Consider the following 16,253-nt stretch of genomic DNA (forward strand, 5'->3'; position numbering starts at 1 on the left):
CTTAGAGCCTATCCGAAAAATAAGAGGGAGCGTCGCCAGACAGTATTGGCGCAGGCCAGGTGCAAAAAGGCTTCGTAGTTGTCGACTTTCTTTTCCCATCGGATGAGCAGGCGGCGAAATTGATGGAACCAGGCATGGGTACGCTCGACGACCCAGCGGCGCGCCCGGTACCCGGGGGTGCGGCACTTGTCGGCTTCCTCACCCCGGCTCAAGATGTGTACCCGGTAGCCCCACTGGGCCAATAAGCGGCGAATGGCCTCGGCATCGTAGCCCTTGTCGGCGCAGAAGCCGGGGGCAAAATCGTCTTCTGCGGGCGGCGGCAACACGGGCATAGAATCGAGCACGGCCCGTACCTGCGTGACTTCGTGCACGTTTGCTCCGGTGACGGCCACGCCGATGGGCAGGCCCTGGGCCTGCCCATCGGCGTGGCGTTTGACCCCGCCCTTGCCTCGGTCCGTGGGGTTGGGGCCGACGGCCTCGCCCCCGAGCGGGGCCTTGGTCTGGCAGGCATCGAGGCCTTGCCAGTCCCAATCCAGGCGGCCTTCGGCCTGTAATTGGACCAAGCCACTGGTCCAGGGTTGTTTGAATACGCCTGCCTGGGTCCACTGCTGGAACCAGTCGTGAACCGTGGAGGCGGCCCCCAGGCACCGCGGCAAGGCTTTCCACTGCATCCCCGTACCCAAAATATAGTAAATAGCGAAGAACATCTGGCGGTTACAGGCCGACGGGCGGCCTCGCTTGCCGGGGCCGGAAGCGCCCGCTGGCCAGCGGTTCGACGGCAGCCCACAAGGCCGGCGCAGGCAAAAAATCGGCGTGAATCGTAGCTTCGTACGCGGTTGTAGTCGGGCGCACTGGGAATCTTGTCAGGTGTGGTAACCCCAAAATTCCTGCGCTTGGCTACAACTTCTTTATTTTTCGGATAGGCTCCAAGCATCCCCAAAAATACTATTGGGGAACAAGTCTATTAACTTAATCATCTCATGTCCACCGATTCGTCCCTGGCCATTTACTGCCCCCGCTGCCACTGGGAGCCCGACGGCGGGGCCCACTGGCAGTGCAGTTGCGGCTGCGTGTGGAACACGTTCGAAACGGCGGCCGTGTGCCCGCGCTGCCAGCGCCGCTGGCGCGACACCGACTGCCCGCCGCGGCCCGGTGGCTGCGGGGCTACCTCGCCGCACGAAGATTGGTACCACGGGCTAGACGAGGCAGTGGCGGAACTGATGGAAACCGCCCTGGCCGTGCCGGCTAATGTATGTTGCAGCCGGAATGAGCCATAAATTTCTTCGCACCGAAAGCCCTGCCTGGGTGGCCGAGGGCCTCATCACGGAGGACCAGCGGCAACGCTTGCTGGCCCGCTACCCGCCCGATGCCGTGCCCGCCGTGGGCCTGCTGCCGCTGCTGGGCAGCCTGCTGGTGGCCCTGAGCGCCCTGAGCGTGGTGGCGGCCAACTGGTCAGCCTTGCCGCCGGTGGCGCGCTTGTCCTTGCTTATCAGCAGCTTGGTGGGGGCCTACGCGGGCGGGCACTACTTCGTGCAGCGCGGCAACCGCATGCTGGGCCGGGGCCTGGTAGGCCTAGGGCTGGTGCTGTTCGGTGTCAGCATCATCCTCGTTAGCCAAACCTACCAGTTGGTGGGCTACGACGCCAGCGGGCTGCTGGCCTGGGTGGTGGCCGGCGTGGCCCTGGCCTACGCCCACCGCAGCCGCATGCTGGCGGCCCTCACCGTGCTGATTGGGGCGGTGGTGCAAACCTATTGCACCCAGGCGCTGGGCAGCTACAGCTACGCCACCGCCGCGCTGCTGGCCGGGGGCCTGGGCTACCTGTGGTGGCGCCGCCCCGACGGCCTGCTGAGCACCGTGCTGTCGGCGGGCTTGCTGTGGCAGGTGGCGCTGTGGGTGGGCGTGTCGCACGCCAAAATCACCTGGTTTTTCGTGCCGGCCATGCTCGTGTACGCCGCCGGCGACTGGCAGCCCAACCGCCACGCCGGCCGCAACGCGCAGGCGCCCCCGCTGGTGGCCGCCTACCTGTTTGCCCTGGGCCTGGCCCTGTTTGGTGAAACCGATGCCTACGCCGGCCTGCTGCGCCCGCCGGTGCTGGCTTACCTGGGGGCCCTGGGAGCGGTGCTGGCGTTGTCGGTCGCGGGCAAAAAGCAGCGTGGCCGCCTCGACACGCTGCCCGACTGGCTGCTGCTGCTGCCCGGCTTCTACCTGCCGGGCGGACTGCCGCTGGCCATTGCCACACTGGTGGTGCTGTACGCCCACGCCGGCTCGGTGCTGGTGCGCGCCCACCGCGCCGGCGACGCCGACCAGCTCACGCTGGGCACGGTGCTGTTCGTGGGGGCCACCATGGTGGCGTACTTCAAGCTGACGTGGGCGTTCCTCGACAAGTCGCTGTTTTTCCTGCTCGGCGGGGTGCTGCTGCTGGGCCTGAGCTGGTACCTGCGCCGCCGCAACGCCCGGGTGCTGGCCGCCACTGGGGCCCCCAGCGCGGCCGCCGCTGCCAAACCTGCCGAGTAGCGCGGCTTTGTCCATTCCACTGCCTAAATTTAACTGCCCTATGGCTCCCGTTGCCACCATTCCCGACGCTCCATCCCGGTTTAAGCTGCTGCCGCGGTTGCTGGTGGGGGCCCAGGTGCTGTACGTGCTGGGCGTGGCCGGCGCGGGCTACGCCACCACGGCCCTGGGTAAAGCCGTGGTGCTGACCGCCACCCCCACCGACCTCACCACCCTCAAAACCACCGATTTCGTGCGCCTGCGCTACGCCGTAGCCACCGTGCCCCGGGCCCAGTGGCGAGGCCCTGAGGAGCCGAGCACCCGTCAAAGTGTGTATGTACTGCTCGCTTCGGCCGGGGCCCCCGCGGCCACTGTGCTCGGCGTGTACGCCGCCGAGCCCCGCGCCGCGGCCGGCCAAGCGGTGCTGCGCGGCTGGGTCACCGACGTATTTCCGCGCACGCTGGGGCTGCGCTACGGCTTAGAGCGTTACTACGTGCCGGCGGCCAGCGTGCTGCGCAAGTCCACCGTGGCCCGGCCGCTGCGGGTGCAGGTACGCATTGCGCCCTGGGGCCAGGCCCGCATTGTGGAAGTGAGCGAATAAGCGCGGCGGCTGGCGTATTGTCAATGCTGCTTCAATGAGATGTTTGGGGAATTGATTCGTCATGCAGAGCGCAGCGAAGCATCTCTAATGCGGCAGTAATTAATTATTTAGTCAGTGGGAGAGATGCTTCGCTGCGCTCTGCATGACGTTCTAAACTACCCTATTTGGTATTAACAGAAAAGCCCCTGGCCATATGGCCAGGAGCTTTTTTAATTATTAAAACTACTCTTTTACTTGTCCATGCGGAAGGAAATCGGTACGGTGTACTGCACGCTCACGGCCCGCCCGTTTTGCCGGCCCGGAATGAAGCGCGGCAGCTTGCTAATGGCCCGTAGCGTCTCTTCGTCCAGGCCCGAGCCCAGGCCCTTCACAATTTTCAGGTCTGTCACTTCGCCCTGCGCGTTCACCACGAAACTGGCGAACACCTTGCCTTCCACCCCGGCGGATAGGGCCTGGGTGGGGTAGCGAGCAGCCCGCTGGATGGCCGCCACGATGGCTTCGGTGCCGCCGCCGCCTGGCAACTGCGGCATTTGCTCCACAACAGTAAAAATCTGGGGATTCATAATGTCCGCCACTTCAGCAGGGCCCTCTATGGTTTTCAGGCCGTCAGGGTCAATGACTTCGGGCCCCACAACAGTTTTGGTAGCCACCACAGCATTCCTCAATTCGTCCTGGTCGGCGATTTTATCTACCTGTTGGTTGTCACTCACAATTTTAGGCGGCGTAAATTGAATGGTAGGCACGACCGTTGAGCGCGGCGGTTGTACGGCGGCTACGGGCGGCGGGGGAATAACAATTGGGTCAATTATCATCGGCTTTACTTCGGGGTTACCAATGCCGGTGGGCACGAAAGGAACCACCACCTCAGGGCCCCTAATTAGCCGCGCCAGGGCTTGGCCGCCCACCAGCAATGCTAGCAGGGCGAGGGCAATGCCGAGCGCCCGCGTCACGTGGCGCTGGTAGAGGTGGCGCAGCACGTAGGCACCGTAGGTCCGGTTGCGGCCGTCGAATACGATATCGTCGAGGCTGGCCGTGGCCAGCTGGGCATTGTTCATCATAACGCGTTGCTAGTTAAAAGGGTGAGGTCGGCGGGGGAAAGCTTGGTGAGGGCGTATTGCTTCTGGTTGGTGATGCTCATCTCGTCGAGAATGTCCACCATGTCTTTGTATCGCGAGTCGGCGCCGGGCTTGATGAGCACCACCACGGGGCCCCGCTGCTGGCGGGCCAGTAGCACCTGCCGGATGCCCCGGGGCCCAAAATCCGTGGTTTCCAACCGGGCCGCGGCCACCGTTTTATCGGCCGGTTGGTTCAGGCCGAAGTAGTAGTGCACGCGGTGGTTTTTGCCCAGAATGACGGTCAGGCTCTTCGAAGCGGGCACATCCGTGGGGTTCTTCTCGTCGGTTACGGGCATGGTCAGCTGCATCACGTAGGGCTTGGCAAACGTGGTGGTGAGCATGAAAAACGTGAGCAGCAGAAACGCGAGGTCCACCATCGGCGTCATGTCGATGCGGGTCGACACCTTCTTACTTCGTCGGCGGCCGTTGGGAGCGGGGGCGGAAGCTTTCGGTTCGATGGCGGCCATAGGCGACGGGGCGAATGAGTGGAAGATGAACCACCAACGCACCGCTATATTGCCTTATTGCAGGCTTTAGGGCCCCAAACCACTATTTATTTTCGGCCCGTCAGAATCCTAAAAACGCCACACGCCCGCCGGCGTCACGAGGGCCTTCAGGGCCACGTCGGTGGGCAGTACGTCGGCCATCGGGGCCCCCGGCGACTCATCCAAAATATTGAGCCCAATGAAGGCCGTATCCGGCCGGCACTGCGCCAAAAACCGGTCGTAAAACCCGCCGCCGTAGCCCACGCGCTGCCCGCGCGCGTCGCAAGCCAGCAGCGGCACCAGCACGGCATCAAACGCGGCGGGCATTACACCCGTAGCTAGGGCCCCCACCGGCTCCGGAACGCCCCAGCGACTGGCCACTAGCGGTGTGGCGGCCGTCAATTCGTAGTGCTTCAGCAAAATGCCGTCGGGCTGCACCACCGGCGCCGCCAGCCGCACCGGCAGCTGCTCGGCCCAAACGCGGCGGATAATGGCCCACGTGTCGGGCTCGTTCTTGGCCGCCAGCGGCAGAAACACGTGCAGCCACCGCCACGCCGCCACCGGGAAATGCTGAAATAATTGCGCGCTAATTAATTCGCTGCGCGCCGCCACTTCGGCGGCCGTTAGGGCCCCGCGGTGGGCCAGGGCGGTGCGGCGCAGGGCGGGTTTAGTGGACACTTCTATTGCAGCAAGGAAGAAAATAGTCTATCAAAAATGGTAAATGCCGCAATGAGTACCAGGATTACTGCTCCTGGCAACAGCATATTAATGAATGATTTAGCTAGGCCAAAGCCTTGCAAGATGCTGATTCCTTTAAGGAAAATAGTAACGGTCCAAAAGATCAGCAGAATGCTTACGAAGCTTATAATTGATTCTATGTAAGTCCAATAAGGAGCAATAGTAGCGGGATTAATTAAGTCAGGCCGCAACACATTGTAGCGCAACGCAAGCAAGCCCAACCCACCTATAGATGGTACCATAGCCCATGCTACAACAGTTTTGAACTGATTACTATCTGCATTGCCGCCCAACAGCCGCCCCATGGCACTTAGCGCTATGGTGTAACAATAAGTTGTAATCCAGCCGGATAACGCTCCGATGGCGGTTGCAGCTATGATTTTAGAGTCGGACGGATGAATACCATTTTGAGCGAATGCACGCGATACTGAGCGTGTGATACCACCCAAAATTATCAACCCAAGGACGTATTTATTTGGGCAATTGCTAAGAATGAATTGGAGTGTTGCCGAGGGTCGGAACCATACGTTTGCAAGCAAACGCTTGCCGTCAATACGGCCGTTAGTGTCTTTGTATCTGGGACTAGGCTCCTGATGTTCCAAATCAATAAAGACAAAGAGTTTTTAATCGAATGGCAAAGTAATTATCATTAATTACTCCTCCTCAATTACCGCGAAATTCAGCGCCAGCGGCTCCAGGGCCCCCAGCAACTGCTCGATAAAGCCCGGGTTATTAATTAATACGTTCAGCACGTTGTCGGTGCGCTCTTGTAGGCCGCCGCCGGGGAAGAGCTTTTCTTTGATGGCGGCGAGTTGGGCGTAGGCGGTTTCATGCTTGGTTTCGGCGGCTTTGCTGAGGCGCTTTTCGAGGCCCGCGAGGCCCGCGGCGGCTTTTTGGGCTTCGGCAGCCACGGTGCGCACCAGCGAGGCGTCGAGGCGCTGGGCCAGGTCCTGCACTTGCTGGAAGGTGGCGGCCAGGGCTTCCTGCTGCTCCTTCAGGCTGATTTCTTCCTGGCCCAGGGCGGCGCCCACTTGCTTCTTCAGCTCGGGCAGCGGGCGGAAAATGTCGGTGGTGCTCAAACCCAGTTTCTTGAGCTTGCTGGCGTTGGCGCGGCTCACGTACAGGGCCGAGTTGCGGGGCAGCACGATGGGAAACGGCACCCCGAAGGCGGCAAACACGTCCTTCAGCTGGAACCAGTACGCCACCTCCGCGCCCCCGCCGATGTAAGCCAAGTTGGGCAGTAGAATTTCCTGGTACAACGGGCGCAGCACCACGTTGGGGCTGAAGCGCGCGGGCTGCTGGCGGGCCAGCTCCAGCAGCTCGGCCTGGCTGTGGCAGCGGGCGGTGTTGCGCACGGTCACCTCCACGCAGTCGGCGCCGTTGGCGTCGGGCTCCAACCGCTCGCGCAAGCCGTTGTCGGTGAGAAAGAACAGGTTGAGGGGCCGCGAATACACCTGCGGCTTGTAGCCGGCGGCGGTGAGGCGGGCGTTGGTGGCCTGCACGGCGGCGTTGGAGGTTTGGTGCTGAATTTCCTGCTCTAGCACCGGCACCAGGGCCTGCTTCAAGTCCGGGCGGTCGGCGTCGAGCGTCACCAGCCCGTACTGGCCAAACAGGCCGTCGGCGAGGCGCTGGGTGGCGGCGGCCAGCGTGGGGGCCCCGGCGTAGGCGTCGCGGAACAGAGACGGCACCTCGGGCGGCAACTGGCTCAGCAGCTGCTCTTCCAGGCCGGCCAGGGGCAGGCGGCCCACGGGGCCCCCGGTGCCGGCGGCGTCCCACTGGTAGGTTTTGCCGAAGAGCGAGAAGTGGTTGATTTCGGCGAAGTCGTGGTCCTCGGTGGCCATCCAGTACACGGGCACGAAATCGTACTGCGGGAACCGGGCCTTCAACTCGCGGCTCAACTTGATGGCCGACACGATTTTATACACGAAGTAAAGGGGCCCCGTGAGCAGGTTGAGCTGGTGACCGGTGGTGACGGTGAACGCAGTGTCCTTCTCCAGCAATTCGAGGTTGGCGGCTACGGCAGCGGGCACTTCGCCGGTGGCGTACTGGGCGCGCAGGGCCTCCACCAGCCGCTGCCGCGCCTCGGGTGAGTAGGCAGCGCGCTTCTCCTCGATTTGGGCGGTGAAGTTTTCCAGCGCCGGCCAGCGGTGGTAGAAGGGCGCCAGCTCGGGCTTTTGGGCCAGGTAATCGGTGAGAAGGCCGGAGAAAGCGCCGGTGTCGGCGTAGGAGAGTGTCTGAACCACGGATTTATCGGATTGAACGGATTCGTCGGATTTTGGGGACGATTGAAAGCGGCGCGGCGGGGCCGCGCGGCAAAGGTCGGGACTAAACAAAAAAGGCAGCCGGTTGGCTGCCTTTTGTAAATAGAATGACTGGTGGCAATTTAAAAGCCGCCCGAATAGGGCCCCACATCCTTCAAAATTCAGCGAACCGGTAAAGAAAAATCGTCCCCAAAATCCGACGAATCCGTTCAATCCGATAAATCCGTGGTTCAGACAAGCACGCCGTACAGGTCGAAATCCGTAGCCGAGGTGATTTTCACGTTGGCAAAATCGCCGAGGCGCACGAACGTGTTTTTCTCCACCGGCACGAGTACCTCGTTGTCCACCTCGGGCGAGTCGAACTCGGTACGGCCCACGAAGTGGCCGCTCTCCTTGCGGTCGAAGAGCACCTTGTATGTCTGGCCCACGCGGGCCTCGTTCAGCTCCAGCGAAATGCCCTGCTGCAGCTCCATGATGGCGTCGGCGCGGCCCTGCTTCACGTCGGCGGGGACGTTGTCTTCCAGCGTGTAGGAATGCGTGTTGTCTTCGTGCGAGTACGTGAAAATGCCCAGCCGCTCGAACCGCGTCTGGCGCACAAACTCGTACATCTCGTCGAAGTCGGCGTCGGTTTCGCCGGGGTGGCCGGCGATGAGTGTTGTGCGCAGTGCAATGCCCGGCACCCGCTGCCGAATGGTGTCCACGAGCTCCGAAGTGCGGCGGCGGGTGATGCCGCGGCGCATGGTTTTCAGCATATTGTCCGAGCCGTGCTGCAAGGGCATGTCGAGGTACTTGCAGATGTTGGCGCGCTCGGCCATCACGTCCAGGGCCTCCAGCGGAAATTGCGACGGGTAGGCGTATTGCAGCCGGATCCAGTCGATGCCGTTCACGTCGGAGAGGCGGCGCAGCAGCTCGGGCAGCTTGCGCTCGCCGTAGGCTTGCAGGCCGTAGTAAGTCAGGTCCTGGGCAATGAGAATCAGCTCCTTGGTGCCCTGGGCGGCCAGGCGGCCGGCGTCGCGCACGAGGTCGTCCATGGTGCGGTCCACGTGCTTGCCGCGCATCAGCGGGATGGCGCAAAACGAGCACGGGCGGTTGCAGCCCTCGGCAATTTTGAAGTAAGCGTAGTGGCGCGGCGTGGTGAGCAGGCGCTCGCCCACCAGCTCGTGCTTGTAGTCGGCGTTCAGCACCTTCAGCATCTGCGGCAGCTCCAGCGTGCCGAAGTAGGCGTCCACCTGCGGGATTTCCACCTCCAGCTCGTCCTTGTAGCGCTGCGAGAGGCAGCCCGTCACGTAGAGCTTCTCCAGGCGGCCGGCCTCCTTCTCGTCGGCGTAGCGCAGGATGGTGTCGATGCTCTCCTGCTTGGCGTTGTCGATGAAGCCGCAGGTGTTGATGATGACGATGTTGGCGTCGCTTTTCGTCGCCTCGTGCGTCACGTCAAAGTCGTTGGCCTGGAGCTGGCCCATCAGCACCTCGCTGTCCACGATGTTCTTCGAGCAGCCCAGCGTGATGACGTTGACCTTGTTTTGGTTTTGATTTCTAACTTTCATAAATCACGGATTCGTCGGATTATCCACGGATTGGGCGGATTTTGTAGCCGACTTTCTTGGTAAGGTTCTAGTGGGGCCCCGGGGCTAGCGCAGCGCGGCCAGAGGAAATTGAAACCCAGGCAGCACGTCCTCGCCGTCCAGGGTTTCCTCAAATGATTTGGCGACGCTCACCGAGCCGTCGGCGCGAAACACGCGGGCCGTTTCGGTTTTGGGGCCGATGAGCCAAGCCAAGCGGCAACCGTTGGCGATGTACTCCAACAGTTTGGTCGTCAAATCGGTCAGGCTATCGGACGGGCTGGCCAACTCCACCACAAAATCGGGGCAGAGCGGCGGGAAACGCTCTTGCTGCGCGGCCGCCAGGGCCCCCCAGCGGTCGGCGCGCACCCACGCCACGTCGGGCGAGCGCACCGCACTGTTGGGTAGCCGGAAGCCGGTGGAAGAATCGAATACTTCGCCCAACTTATTTTCTTCGGCCCATACACCTAAGCGGACAATCAGCTTGGTATTGCGGCGGCCCGTGGTTCCTCTGGTCATGCTTAAAAACTCAATGGTGCCGTCGGCCCGGCGTTCAAATTTCAGTTCGGCGTTGCGCTGGCAGAAGACGTAGAATTCGTCCTCCGTCATGTGGTTCAGCCAGTCGGCCAGGCTAATGGCCGGGGCGGAGGCTTCGGGCAGCGCGGCGGCCGGCGGCAGCACGGGGGGCAACAAGTTGGGCGTCATGGCAAAGGCAACAGCAAGACCGAACGAATTAATTCAGAACCCCGGGGCCCTACACGGCCTCGAACTGCCGCAAAAAGCGCAGGTCGTTCTCCGTGAACAGGCGCAAATCTTTGATTTGGTACTTGAGCATGGCGATGCGCTCGATGCCCATGCCCCAGGCATAGCCGGAGTATTTCTCGGGGTCGATGCCGCTGTTTTCGAGCACGTTGGGGTCCACCATGCCGCAGCCGCCAATTTCTACCCAGCCCGAGTACTTGCAAATGTTGCAGCCCTTGCCCTTGCAGATAAGGCAGGTGATGTCAATCTCGGCGCTGGGCTCGGTGAAGGGGAAGAAGCTGGGCCGGAACCGGATGTTAATGTCCGTTCCAAACATCTCATTCACAAAGTAGTACACCGTTTGCTTGAGGTCGGCAAAGCTCACGCCCTCGTCGATGAAAATGCCTTCTACCTGGTGGAACATCATGTGGGCGCGGGCCGAAATGGCCTCGTTGCGGTACACGCGGCCCGGCATCACGCGGCGGATGGGCAGGGGCTCGGTTTCCATCACCCGCACCTGCACGGTGCTGGTGTGGGTGCGCAGCAGCAGCGGCACGTCGGGGGCCCCGGAGTCGGCCGGATCAATCGGGCTTTTGGGGGCGGGCGGGGCGATGAAGAACGTGTCCTGCATGTCGCGCGCCGGGTGGTTTTCGGGGAAGTTGAGGGCCGTGAAGTTGTGCCAGTCGTCCTCAATCTCGGGGCCCTCGGCCACTGAGAAGCCAATGCGGCCGAAGATGCGCAGCATCTCTTCGCGCACCAGGCTCAGGGGGTGGCGGGTGCCCAGGGCGTTGGGCACGGGCGGCAGGGTGTAGTCGTAGCCGGCGTCGGCGGGCTGGTTGGCGGTGGCGGCTTCCAGGGCCTGCTGGGCCTCGTCGTGGCGGGCCTGGGCGGCCTGCTTGAACTGGTTGAGTTGCTGGCCCACGGCGCGCTTCTGCTCGGCGGGCACGGTTTTGAGCTGGTCGAACAAGTCGGCCAGGCGGCCCTTGCGGCCGAGGTAGGCAATGCGGAACGCGTCGAGCTGGGCCGCGGTGGCCAGCTCCTGGGCGCTGATTTCGGCCTCGAGGCCGGCAATGGAATCCTGTAGCATAGCCACAAAGTTACGGCCGGACGGCACCCCGGCGGGCGGTTTCGCGTAGGCAACCCGTTGGGCCGCCTGCCGGCGGGGCCAACGGCCCATCCTTCACCCTTATTCCCTGTCTCCATGCTCCGTTCCTTGCTCGCCGTAGTATTGGCCGCCTCGGCCCTCGCCGCCACTGCCCAAACCACCCCGCGCCGCGCCGCCAAACCGGCCGCCACCGCCGCCAAAACCAAGCCCGTGCCGGCCGCCACCTCCGACGCCACTGCTACCTCCCCCGACGGCGGTTTCGGCAATGGGGCCCCCGGCGCGTCATCGGCCAACGACGGCGGCAAGGGCCAGGGCGTGTACGCCGCCCCCGGCATGCCCGTGGAGGTGACGCCCGGCAAGGAAGTGGGTTCCTACAAAGGCACCACCGACAAGGCCACGCCCGCCAAGCGCACCAGCGGCACCACGCTCTCGCCAAAGTAAGCGTTGGGGGCCCCTGGGCCTGTTGGGTTTTATTGAACGCCCCGCTTGGCTTGCGTAGCCAGGCGGGGCGTTTTTAGGTTGAATTTGCGGGTGGGGCCCCGGGGCAGTTTCAGTGGCGGGCCGGGGCCCGGGCAGTGAAATTTAAGTTTGGCACGGTCTTCGATTTTAGGCAAGCAGCTCCTCACTCCCTAAGCCCGCTTCGCCCATGTTCCGCTCCATCATTACCCTCGCTTTGTCGGTGTTGCTAATCGCCGAAGCCAGCGCCCAAACCACGCCGGCCACCACCAAAAAAACCACCCGTACCACCCGCCGCGTGGCTAAAAAAGCGCAGCGCACTGTGCGCAAAACTACCCGCCGCGCCGCCGCTGCCTGGCCCGCCCCCGACCCCGCCACCCCCGTGATGGCCGCCGTGACGGAGCCCACCGGCTGGGAGGCCTACGACGACGCGCAGGCCCGCCAGGGCCGCGACGCGGTATACACCGCCCCCGGCATGAGCGTGCACATCCGCACGGGCCACGAAATGGACAACTACGACGGTACGCCCCGCAAAGCCCCGGTCAGCACGAAGCAAACCACGCTCTCGCCCAGCCCTCGCTAAGCCAGGCTAATCCACGGCCGACAGTTACACGTAGAGTGGGCTCTGGCTAACGGTTGGGGCCCACTTCTTTATTCTAAATTATTGTACTGCATGCTGCGTTCTTTCCTCGCCGGGGCCCTCGTGCTCGCCGTATTATTCGGGGCCCAGGCCCAAACCGGCACCAAGAATTATAAACGCTCAGTGCGCCAGGCCAGCCGCAAAAAAGGTAACTACTACCGCGCCGGTACCCTTAAGGCCACCGGCGCTGGCAAGCGCAAGCTGGAAGTGTCGCGCGGCGACTACTACCTGGCCCCCGGCATGCCCATGCCCCAAACCGACCACCGGCACATCGACAGCTACATGGGCGACGTGCCCCCGCGCAAGCACTACGCCAAGAAACCTGCCCCCGGGGCCCCCGGCGGCAACAGCACCCTCAGCCCCGCCCGGAAGTAAGGAAAGTAAATAAATTACGAGGCCTTCAGGTAAATTATCAAGCCGTCATGCTCATCTGGCGTCCGCGCAGCCGAGCATGACGGCCTATTTTGCATTACCGGCCGTGCTACTCGGCTTCCAGCAACTCCTCTTCCATTTCCACGGGCTCGCCCACGGCTTCGTAGTAGAGCGTGTTGCAGTTTTCGGGGCGAAGCACTTGGGCGGCGGCGGCGCGCACGGCGGCCACGTCCACGGCCTGGATGCGGCGGCTCTCATCGTTCACCAGGTTGGCATCGCCGAGGAGCTTGCTGTAGGCCAGGTTGAGGGCCCGGTGCAGCAGGTCAATTTCGCCGAATACTAAGTGGCTCTCGGCTTGGTTCTTCACCTTATCCAGCTCATAAGCGTCCACTTCGGCGGCCACGAATTCGGCCACCACGGCTTCCACGGCGGTGTTGGCTTCGTGCAGGTCCACGCCGGCATTCAGCTTGCCGCTCACCACGAGCAGGCCCGCATCCAGGGCCCCGGTGAGGGAGGCGGAAATGTTGTTGAATAAGGCCAGCTCCTTCACCAGGCGCTGGTGCAGGCGGCTCGACTTGCCCCGGCCCAGCATGTCGGCGAGCAGGTCCACGGCGTAGTAGTTGTCGTCGCGGCGGGCGGGGGCGTGGTAAGCTTTGTAGAGGGCCGAGAGGGGCACGGCGGCCTGCACGGTTTGGGTGCGGGCCTGGGTTTGGGTGGGCTCCTGGGGCAGGTTGCGCACGTAGGCGGGGCCCCCGGCAATGGGCCCGAACCACTTCTCAGCCAAGCGCTGGGCTTCGTCGAAACTAACGGCGCCGGCCAGCACCAGGATGGCGTTCTGGGGCGCGTAGTGCTTGTTGAAGAAGCCGCGTACGTCGTCCATCACGGCGTTTTCGATGTGCGAAATTTCCTTGCCGATGGTATTCCACTGGTAGGGGTGCACCTGGTAGGCCAGCGGCATCATCTTCAGCCACACGTCGCCGTAGGGCTGGTTGAGGTAGCTCTGCTTAAACTCCTCCACCACCACTTTGCGCTGCACCTCCAGGCCGTTTTCCGAAAAAGCCAGGCTCAGCATCCGGTCCGATTCGAGCCAGAAGCCGGTTTCGAGGTTGGCGGCGGGCAGCGAGAGGTAATAGTTGGTGACGTCCTGCGAGGTGAAGGCGTTGTTTTCGCCGCCCACGCGCTGCAAGGGCTCGTCGTAGCTGGGAATGTTCACCGAGCCCGAAAACATCAGGTGCTCAAACAGATGCGCGAAGCCCGTGTGGTCGGGGTCCTCGTCGCGGGCCCCTACGTCGTACATCACGTTCAGCACGGCCATCGGGGTGCTGAAATCTTCGTGCACGATGCAGCGCAGGCCGTTGGCAAGGGTAAATTCCTGGAAATTAATCATGAAGCAATAGTAATTTAATTGGTCTCTAACAGCAAAGCCGGGCCAAAGATTTCGGCGCGCCGGGGCCCCGGCGGGCAAAGGTATCGGTGGGGGCCCCAGCCGGCCGCCGCCGCTACCTTTGCTCCGTCCGCCCCACCCCGCTCCCTTATGACCTTCGACCGCCGCGACTACGCCAACGACACCCTGCTGCACCTGTACCGCGAGCTGCTGAAGCCGCGCCTGATTGAGGAGAAAATGCTGATTCTGCTGCGCCAGGGCAAGGTCAGCAAGTGGTTTTCGGGCATTGGGCAGGAGGCCATTTCGGTGGGCAGCACCCTCGCCCTGGAGGCCGACGAGTACATCCTGCCGCTGCACCGCAACCTGGGCGTGTTCACGGCGCGGCAGGTGCCGCTGGCCCGGCTGTTTGCGCAGTGGCAGGGCAAGCCGTCGGGCTTCACGCAGGGGCGCGACCGCAGCTTCCACTTCGGCACCAGCGAGTACCACATCGTGGGCATGATTTCGCACCTGGGGCCCCAGCTGGCCGTGGCCGACGGCATTGCCCTGGCCGATGTGCTCGACGAAAAGCCCCGCGTCACGCTCACGTACTCGGGCGACGGCGGGGCCTCGGAGGGCGACTTCCACGAGGCCCTGAACGTGGCCGCGGTGTGGCAGCTGCCGGTCATTTTCCTGATTGAAAACAACGGCTACGGCCTCAGCACGCCCTCCAACGAGCAGTTCCGGTTTAAGTCGTTTGTGGACAAGGGCCCCGCCTACGGCATGGAGGCCGTGCAGGTAGACGGCAACAACGTCCTCGATGTGTTCGACACCATCCACCGCCTAGCCGTGGACCTGCGCCAAAACCCGCGCCCCGTGCTGGTAGAGGCCCTCACCTTCCGCATGCGCGGCCACGAGGAGGCCAGCGGCACCAAGTACGTGCCCGCCGAGCTGCTCCAGGAGTGGGCCCAGAAAGACCCCGTGGACCGCTACGAAAAGTGGCTGCTGGCCGAAGGCATCCTCACCGAAACCGCCCGCCACAGCCTGCGCGAGCAGCTCAAAAAGGAAATCGAAACTGCCCTGGAAGAGGCCGACGCGGCCCCGGGGCCCTCGGCCGACACCGCCCGCGAACTGGCCGACGTGTACGCGCCCTTCGCGCCGGATGCGTCGGCCGTAAGCCGTTACCAGTTGCCTGTTGTCAGTGCGAAAAACGATTCTTCGAACGAACTAGCAACTGACAACCAGCAACCAACAACGAAAAGCCTGCGCTTCATCGACGCCATTTCCGACGGGCTGCGCCAGAGCATGGTGCGCCACCCCGGGCTGGTGCTGATGGGCCAGGACATTGCTGAGTACGGCGGCGTGTTCAAGATTACCGAGGGCTTCGTGGCCGAGTTTGGCAAGGGGCGCGTGCGCAACACGCCGCTGTGCGAGTCGGCCATTGTGGGGGCCGGGCTGGGGCTGAGCGTGCGCGGCAGGAAGTCGATGGTGGAAATGCAGTTCGCCGATTTCGTGACCTGCGGCTTCAACCAAATCGTGAACAACCTGGCCAAGAGCCACTACCGCTGGGGCCAGGCCGCCGACGTAGTAATCAGGATGCCCACCGGCGCGGGCACCGCCGCGGGGCCCTTCCACTCGCAAAGCAACGAGGCGTGGTTCACCCACGTGCCGGGCCTGAAGGTGGTGTACCCCAGCAACCCGCACGACGCCAAGGGCCTGCTCTGCGCCGCCTTCGACGACCCTAACCCGGTGCTGTACTTCGAGCACAAGCTGCTCTACCGCAGCCTCAGCGGCCCCGTGCCCGACGGCTACTACACCACGCCCATCGGCGAGGCAGCCCTGGTGCGCGAGGGCGACGAGCTGAGCATCGTCACCTACGGCATGGGCGTGCACTGGGCCCTGGCGGCCTGCAACGAGCTGAACATCAGCGCCGACATCCTCGACCTGCGCACCCTGCTGCCCTGGGATACCAAAGCCGTGCGCCGCACCGTGGCCAAAAACGGCCGTCTCCTGGTGCTGCACGAAGACACCCTCACCGGGGGCCTGGGCGGCGAAATCGTGGCCTGGGTGGCCGAGCACTGCTTCCAGCACCTCGACGCCCCCGTGCAGCGCGTAGCCGGGCTCGACACGCCCATCCCCTTCGCCCCGCCCCTCGAAGCCGATTTCCTGCCCCAGCAGCGCCTAAAAGAGCGCCTGGCCTGGCTGCAAGGCTATTAATAGACTATCCGAATTGGCAATGGAAAAGCACGGTCATGCTGAACGCAGTGAAGCATCTTTCCCGCGCAAGTAATTCGGTTTACTGCTGCGGTAGAAATGCTTCACTGCGTTCA

General features: G+C 63.2%; 17 protein-coding genes. 7 read left to right on the forward strand and 10 right to left on the reverse strand.

Translation table 11 applies throughout. The annotated features are described in order from the left end of the window. Positions 1–8 precede the first annotated feature (8 nt). Positions 9–789 (reverse strand): IS5 family transposase gene (locus AXW84_RS01335; RefSeq protein WP_442905589.1). Its coding sequence is split into 2 segments (ribosomal slippage): positions 9–765 and positions 764–789, totalling 783 coding nucleotides; the frame shifts between segments, so codons are not numbered across the junction. Between the two features lie 191 nt (positions 790–980). Between AXW84_RS01335 and AXW84_RS01340 the strand changes: the two genes are divergently transcribed. From AXW84_RS01340 to AXW84_RS01350, 3 genes are read left to right on the forward strand one after another with little or no spacing between them, the layout of a single operon-like run. Then, positions 981–1,277 (forward strand): hypothetical protein, encoded by a 297-nt coding sequence (locus tag AXW84_RS01340; protein ID WP_068227644.1) that lies wholly within the window; start codon positions 981–983, stop codon positions 1,275–1,277. Continuing rightward, a complete protein-coding gene (locus AXW84_RS01345; RefSeq protein ID WP_071889735.1) occupies positions 1,267–2,514 on the forward strand; it encodes a DUF2157 domain-containing protein in 1,248 nt (415 codons plus the stop codon). Before AXW84_RS01340 ends, AXW84_RS01345 begins: the two co-directional genes overlap by 11 nt. Positions 2,515–2,554: 40 nt before the next feature. Further along, on the forward strand, positions 2,555–3,091 hold the full coding sequence (locus tag AXW84_RS01350; protein WP_068227650.1) for a GDYXXLXY domain-containing protein: 537 nt from the start codon (positions 2,555–2,557) through the stop codon (positions 3,089–3,091). A gap of 230 nt (positions 3,092–3,321) precedes the next feature. Here the strand turns inward: AXW84_RS01350 and AXW84_RS01355 are convergent, their stop codons facing one another. The 8 genes from AXW84_RS01355 to pheS all read right to left on the reverse strand — a co-directional run bounded on the left by AXW84_RS01355 (position 3,322) and on the right by pheS (position 11,077). Further along, positions 3,322–4,149 carry an energy transducer TonB gene (locus tag AXW84_RS01355; RefSeq protein WP_082773624.1) on the reverse strand — a complete coding sequence of 276 codons (828 nt, stop codon included), beginning with the start codon at positions 4,147–4,149 and terminating at the stop codon, positions 3,322–3,324. Further along, a complete protein-coding gene (locus tag AXW84_RS01360; RefSeq protein WP_068227656.1) occupies positions 4,146–4,673 on the reverse strand; it encodes an ExbD/TolR family protein in 528 nt (175 codons plus the stop codon). Before AXW84_RS01360 ends, AXW84_RS01355 begins: the two co-directional genes overlap by 4 nt. 108 nt (positions 4,674–4,781) lie before the next feature. Beyond that, the gene (locus tag AXW84_RS01365) at positions 4,782–5,369 is read right to left on the reverse strand and encodes a 5-formyltetrahydrofolate cyclo-ligase (protein WP_068227658.1); all 588 of its coding nucleotides are present in this window, start codon (positions 5,367–5,369) and stop codon (positions 4,782–4,784) included. A gap of 2 nt (positions 5,370–5,371) precedes the next feature. After that, on the reverse strand, positions 5,372–6,031 hold the full coding sequence (locus tag AXW84_RS24325) for a YIP1 family protein (RefSeq protein ID WP_157886745.1): 660 nt from the start codon (positions 6,029–6,031) through the stop codon (positions 5,372–5,374). A gap of 51 nt (positions 6,032–6,082) precedes the next feature. Continuing rightward, on the reverse strand, positions 6,083–7,672 hold the full coding sequence (bshC, locus tag AXW84_RS01375) for a bacillithiol biosynthesis cysteine-adding enzyme BshC (RefSeq protein ID WP_068238798.1): 1,590 nt from the start codon (positions 7,670–7,672) through the stop codon (positions 6,083–6,085). A gap of 248 nt (positions 7,673–7,920) precedes the next feature. After that, the gene (rimO, locus tag AXW84_RS01380) at positions 7,921–9,234 is read right to left on the reverse strand and encodes a 30S ribosomal protein S12 methylthiotransferase RimO (RefSeq protein WP_068227665.1); all 1,314 of its coding nucleotides are present in this window, start codon (positions 9,232–9,234) and stop codon (positions 7,921–7,923) included. A gap of 84 nt (positions 9,235–9,318) precedes the next feature. Continuing rightward, positions 9,319–9,954 (reverse strand): Uma2 family endonuclease, encoded by a 636-nt coding sequence (locus AXW84_RS01385; RefSeq protein ID WP_082773625.1) that lies wholly within the window; start codon positions 9,952–9,954, stop codon positions 9,319–9,321. A gap of 49 nt (positions 9,955–10,003) precedes the next feature. Beyond that, on the reverse strand, positions 10,004–11,077 hold the full coding sequence (gene pheS, locus AXW84_RS01390) for a phenylalanine--tRNA ligase subunit alpha (RefSeq protein WP_068227668.1): 1,074 nt from the start codon (positions 11,075–11,077) through the stop codon (positions 10,004–10,006). A gap of 114 nt (positions 11,078–11,191) precedes the next feature. Here pheS and AXW84_RS01395 point away from each other — a divergent pair, with 114 nt between their 5' ends. The 3 genes from AXW84_RS01395 to AXW84_RS01405 all read left to right on the forward strand — a co-directional run bounded on the left by AXW84_RS01395 (position 11,192) and on the right by AXW84_RS01405 (position 12,566). Next, positions 11,192–11,536 (forward strand): hypothetical protein, encoded by a 345-nt coding sequence (locus AXW84_RS01395; RefSeq protein ID WP_157886746.1) that lies wholly within the window; start codon positions 11,192–11,194, stop codon positions 11,534–11,536. Between the two features lie 205 nt (positions 11,537–11,741). Next, a complete protein-coding gene (locus AXW84_RS01400; RefSeq protein WP_068227673.1) occupies positions 11,742–12,134 on the forward strand; it encodes a hypothetical protein in 393 nt (130 codons plus the stop codon). Between the two features lie 90 nt (positions 12,135–12,224). Further along, the gene (locus AXW84_RS01405; protein WP_068227675.1) at positions 12,225–12,566 is read left to right on the forward strand and encodes a hypothetical protein; all 342 of its coding nucleotides are present in this window, start codon (positions 12,225–12,227) and stop codon (positions 12,564–12,566) included. 106 nt (positions 12,567–12,672) lie between these two features. Here the strand turns inward: AXW84_RS01405 and AXW84_RS01410 are convergent, their stop codons facing one another. Next, positions 12,673–13,950: a M16 family metallopeptidase gene (locus tag AXW84_RS01410; RefSeq protein WP_068227678.1), complete on the reverse strand. Its 1,278-nt coding sequence runs from the start codon at positions 13,948–13,950 to the stop codon at positions 12,673–12,675. Positions 13,951–14,097: 147 nt separating this feature from the next. Between AXW84_RS01410 and AXW84_RS01415 the strand changes: the two genes are divergently transcribed. After that, the gene (locus AXW84_RS01415; protein WP_068227680.1) at positions 14,098–16,140 is read left to right on the forward strand and encodes an alpha-ketoacid dehydrogenase subunit alpha/beta; all 2,043 of its coding nucleotides are present in this window, start codon (positions 14,098–14,100) and stop codon (positions 16,138–16,140) included. Positions 16,141–16,253 lie beyond the last annotated feature (113 nt).

The sequence above is a fragment of the Hymenobacter sp. PAMC 26628 genome, from assembly GCF_001562275.1.
Classification (GTDB): Bacteria; Bacteroidota; Bacteroidia; order Cytophagales; family Hymenobacteraceae; genus Hymenobacter.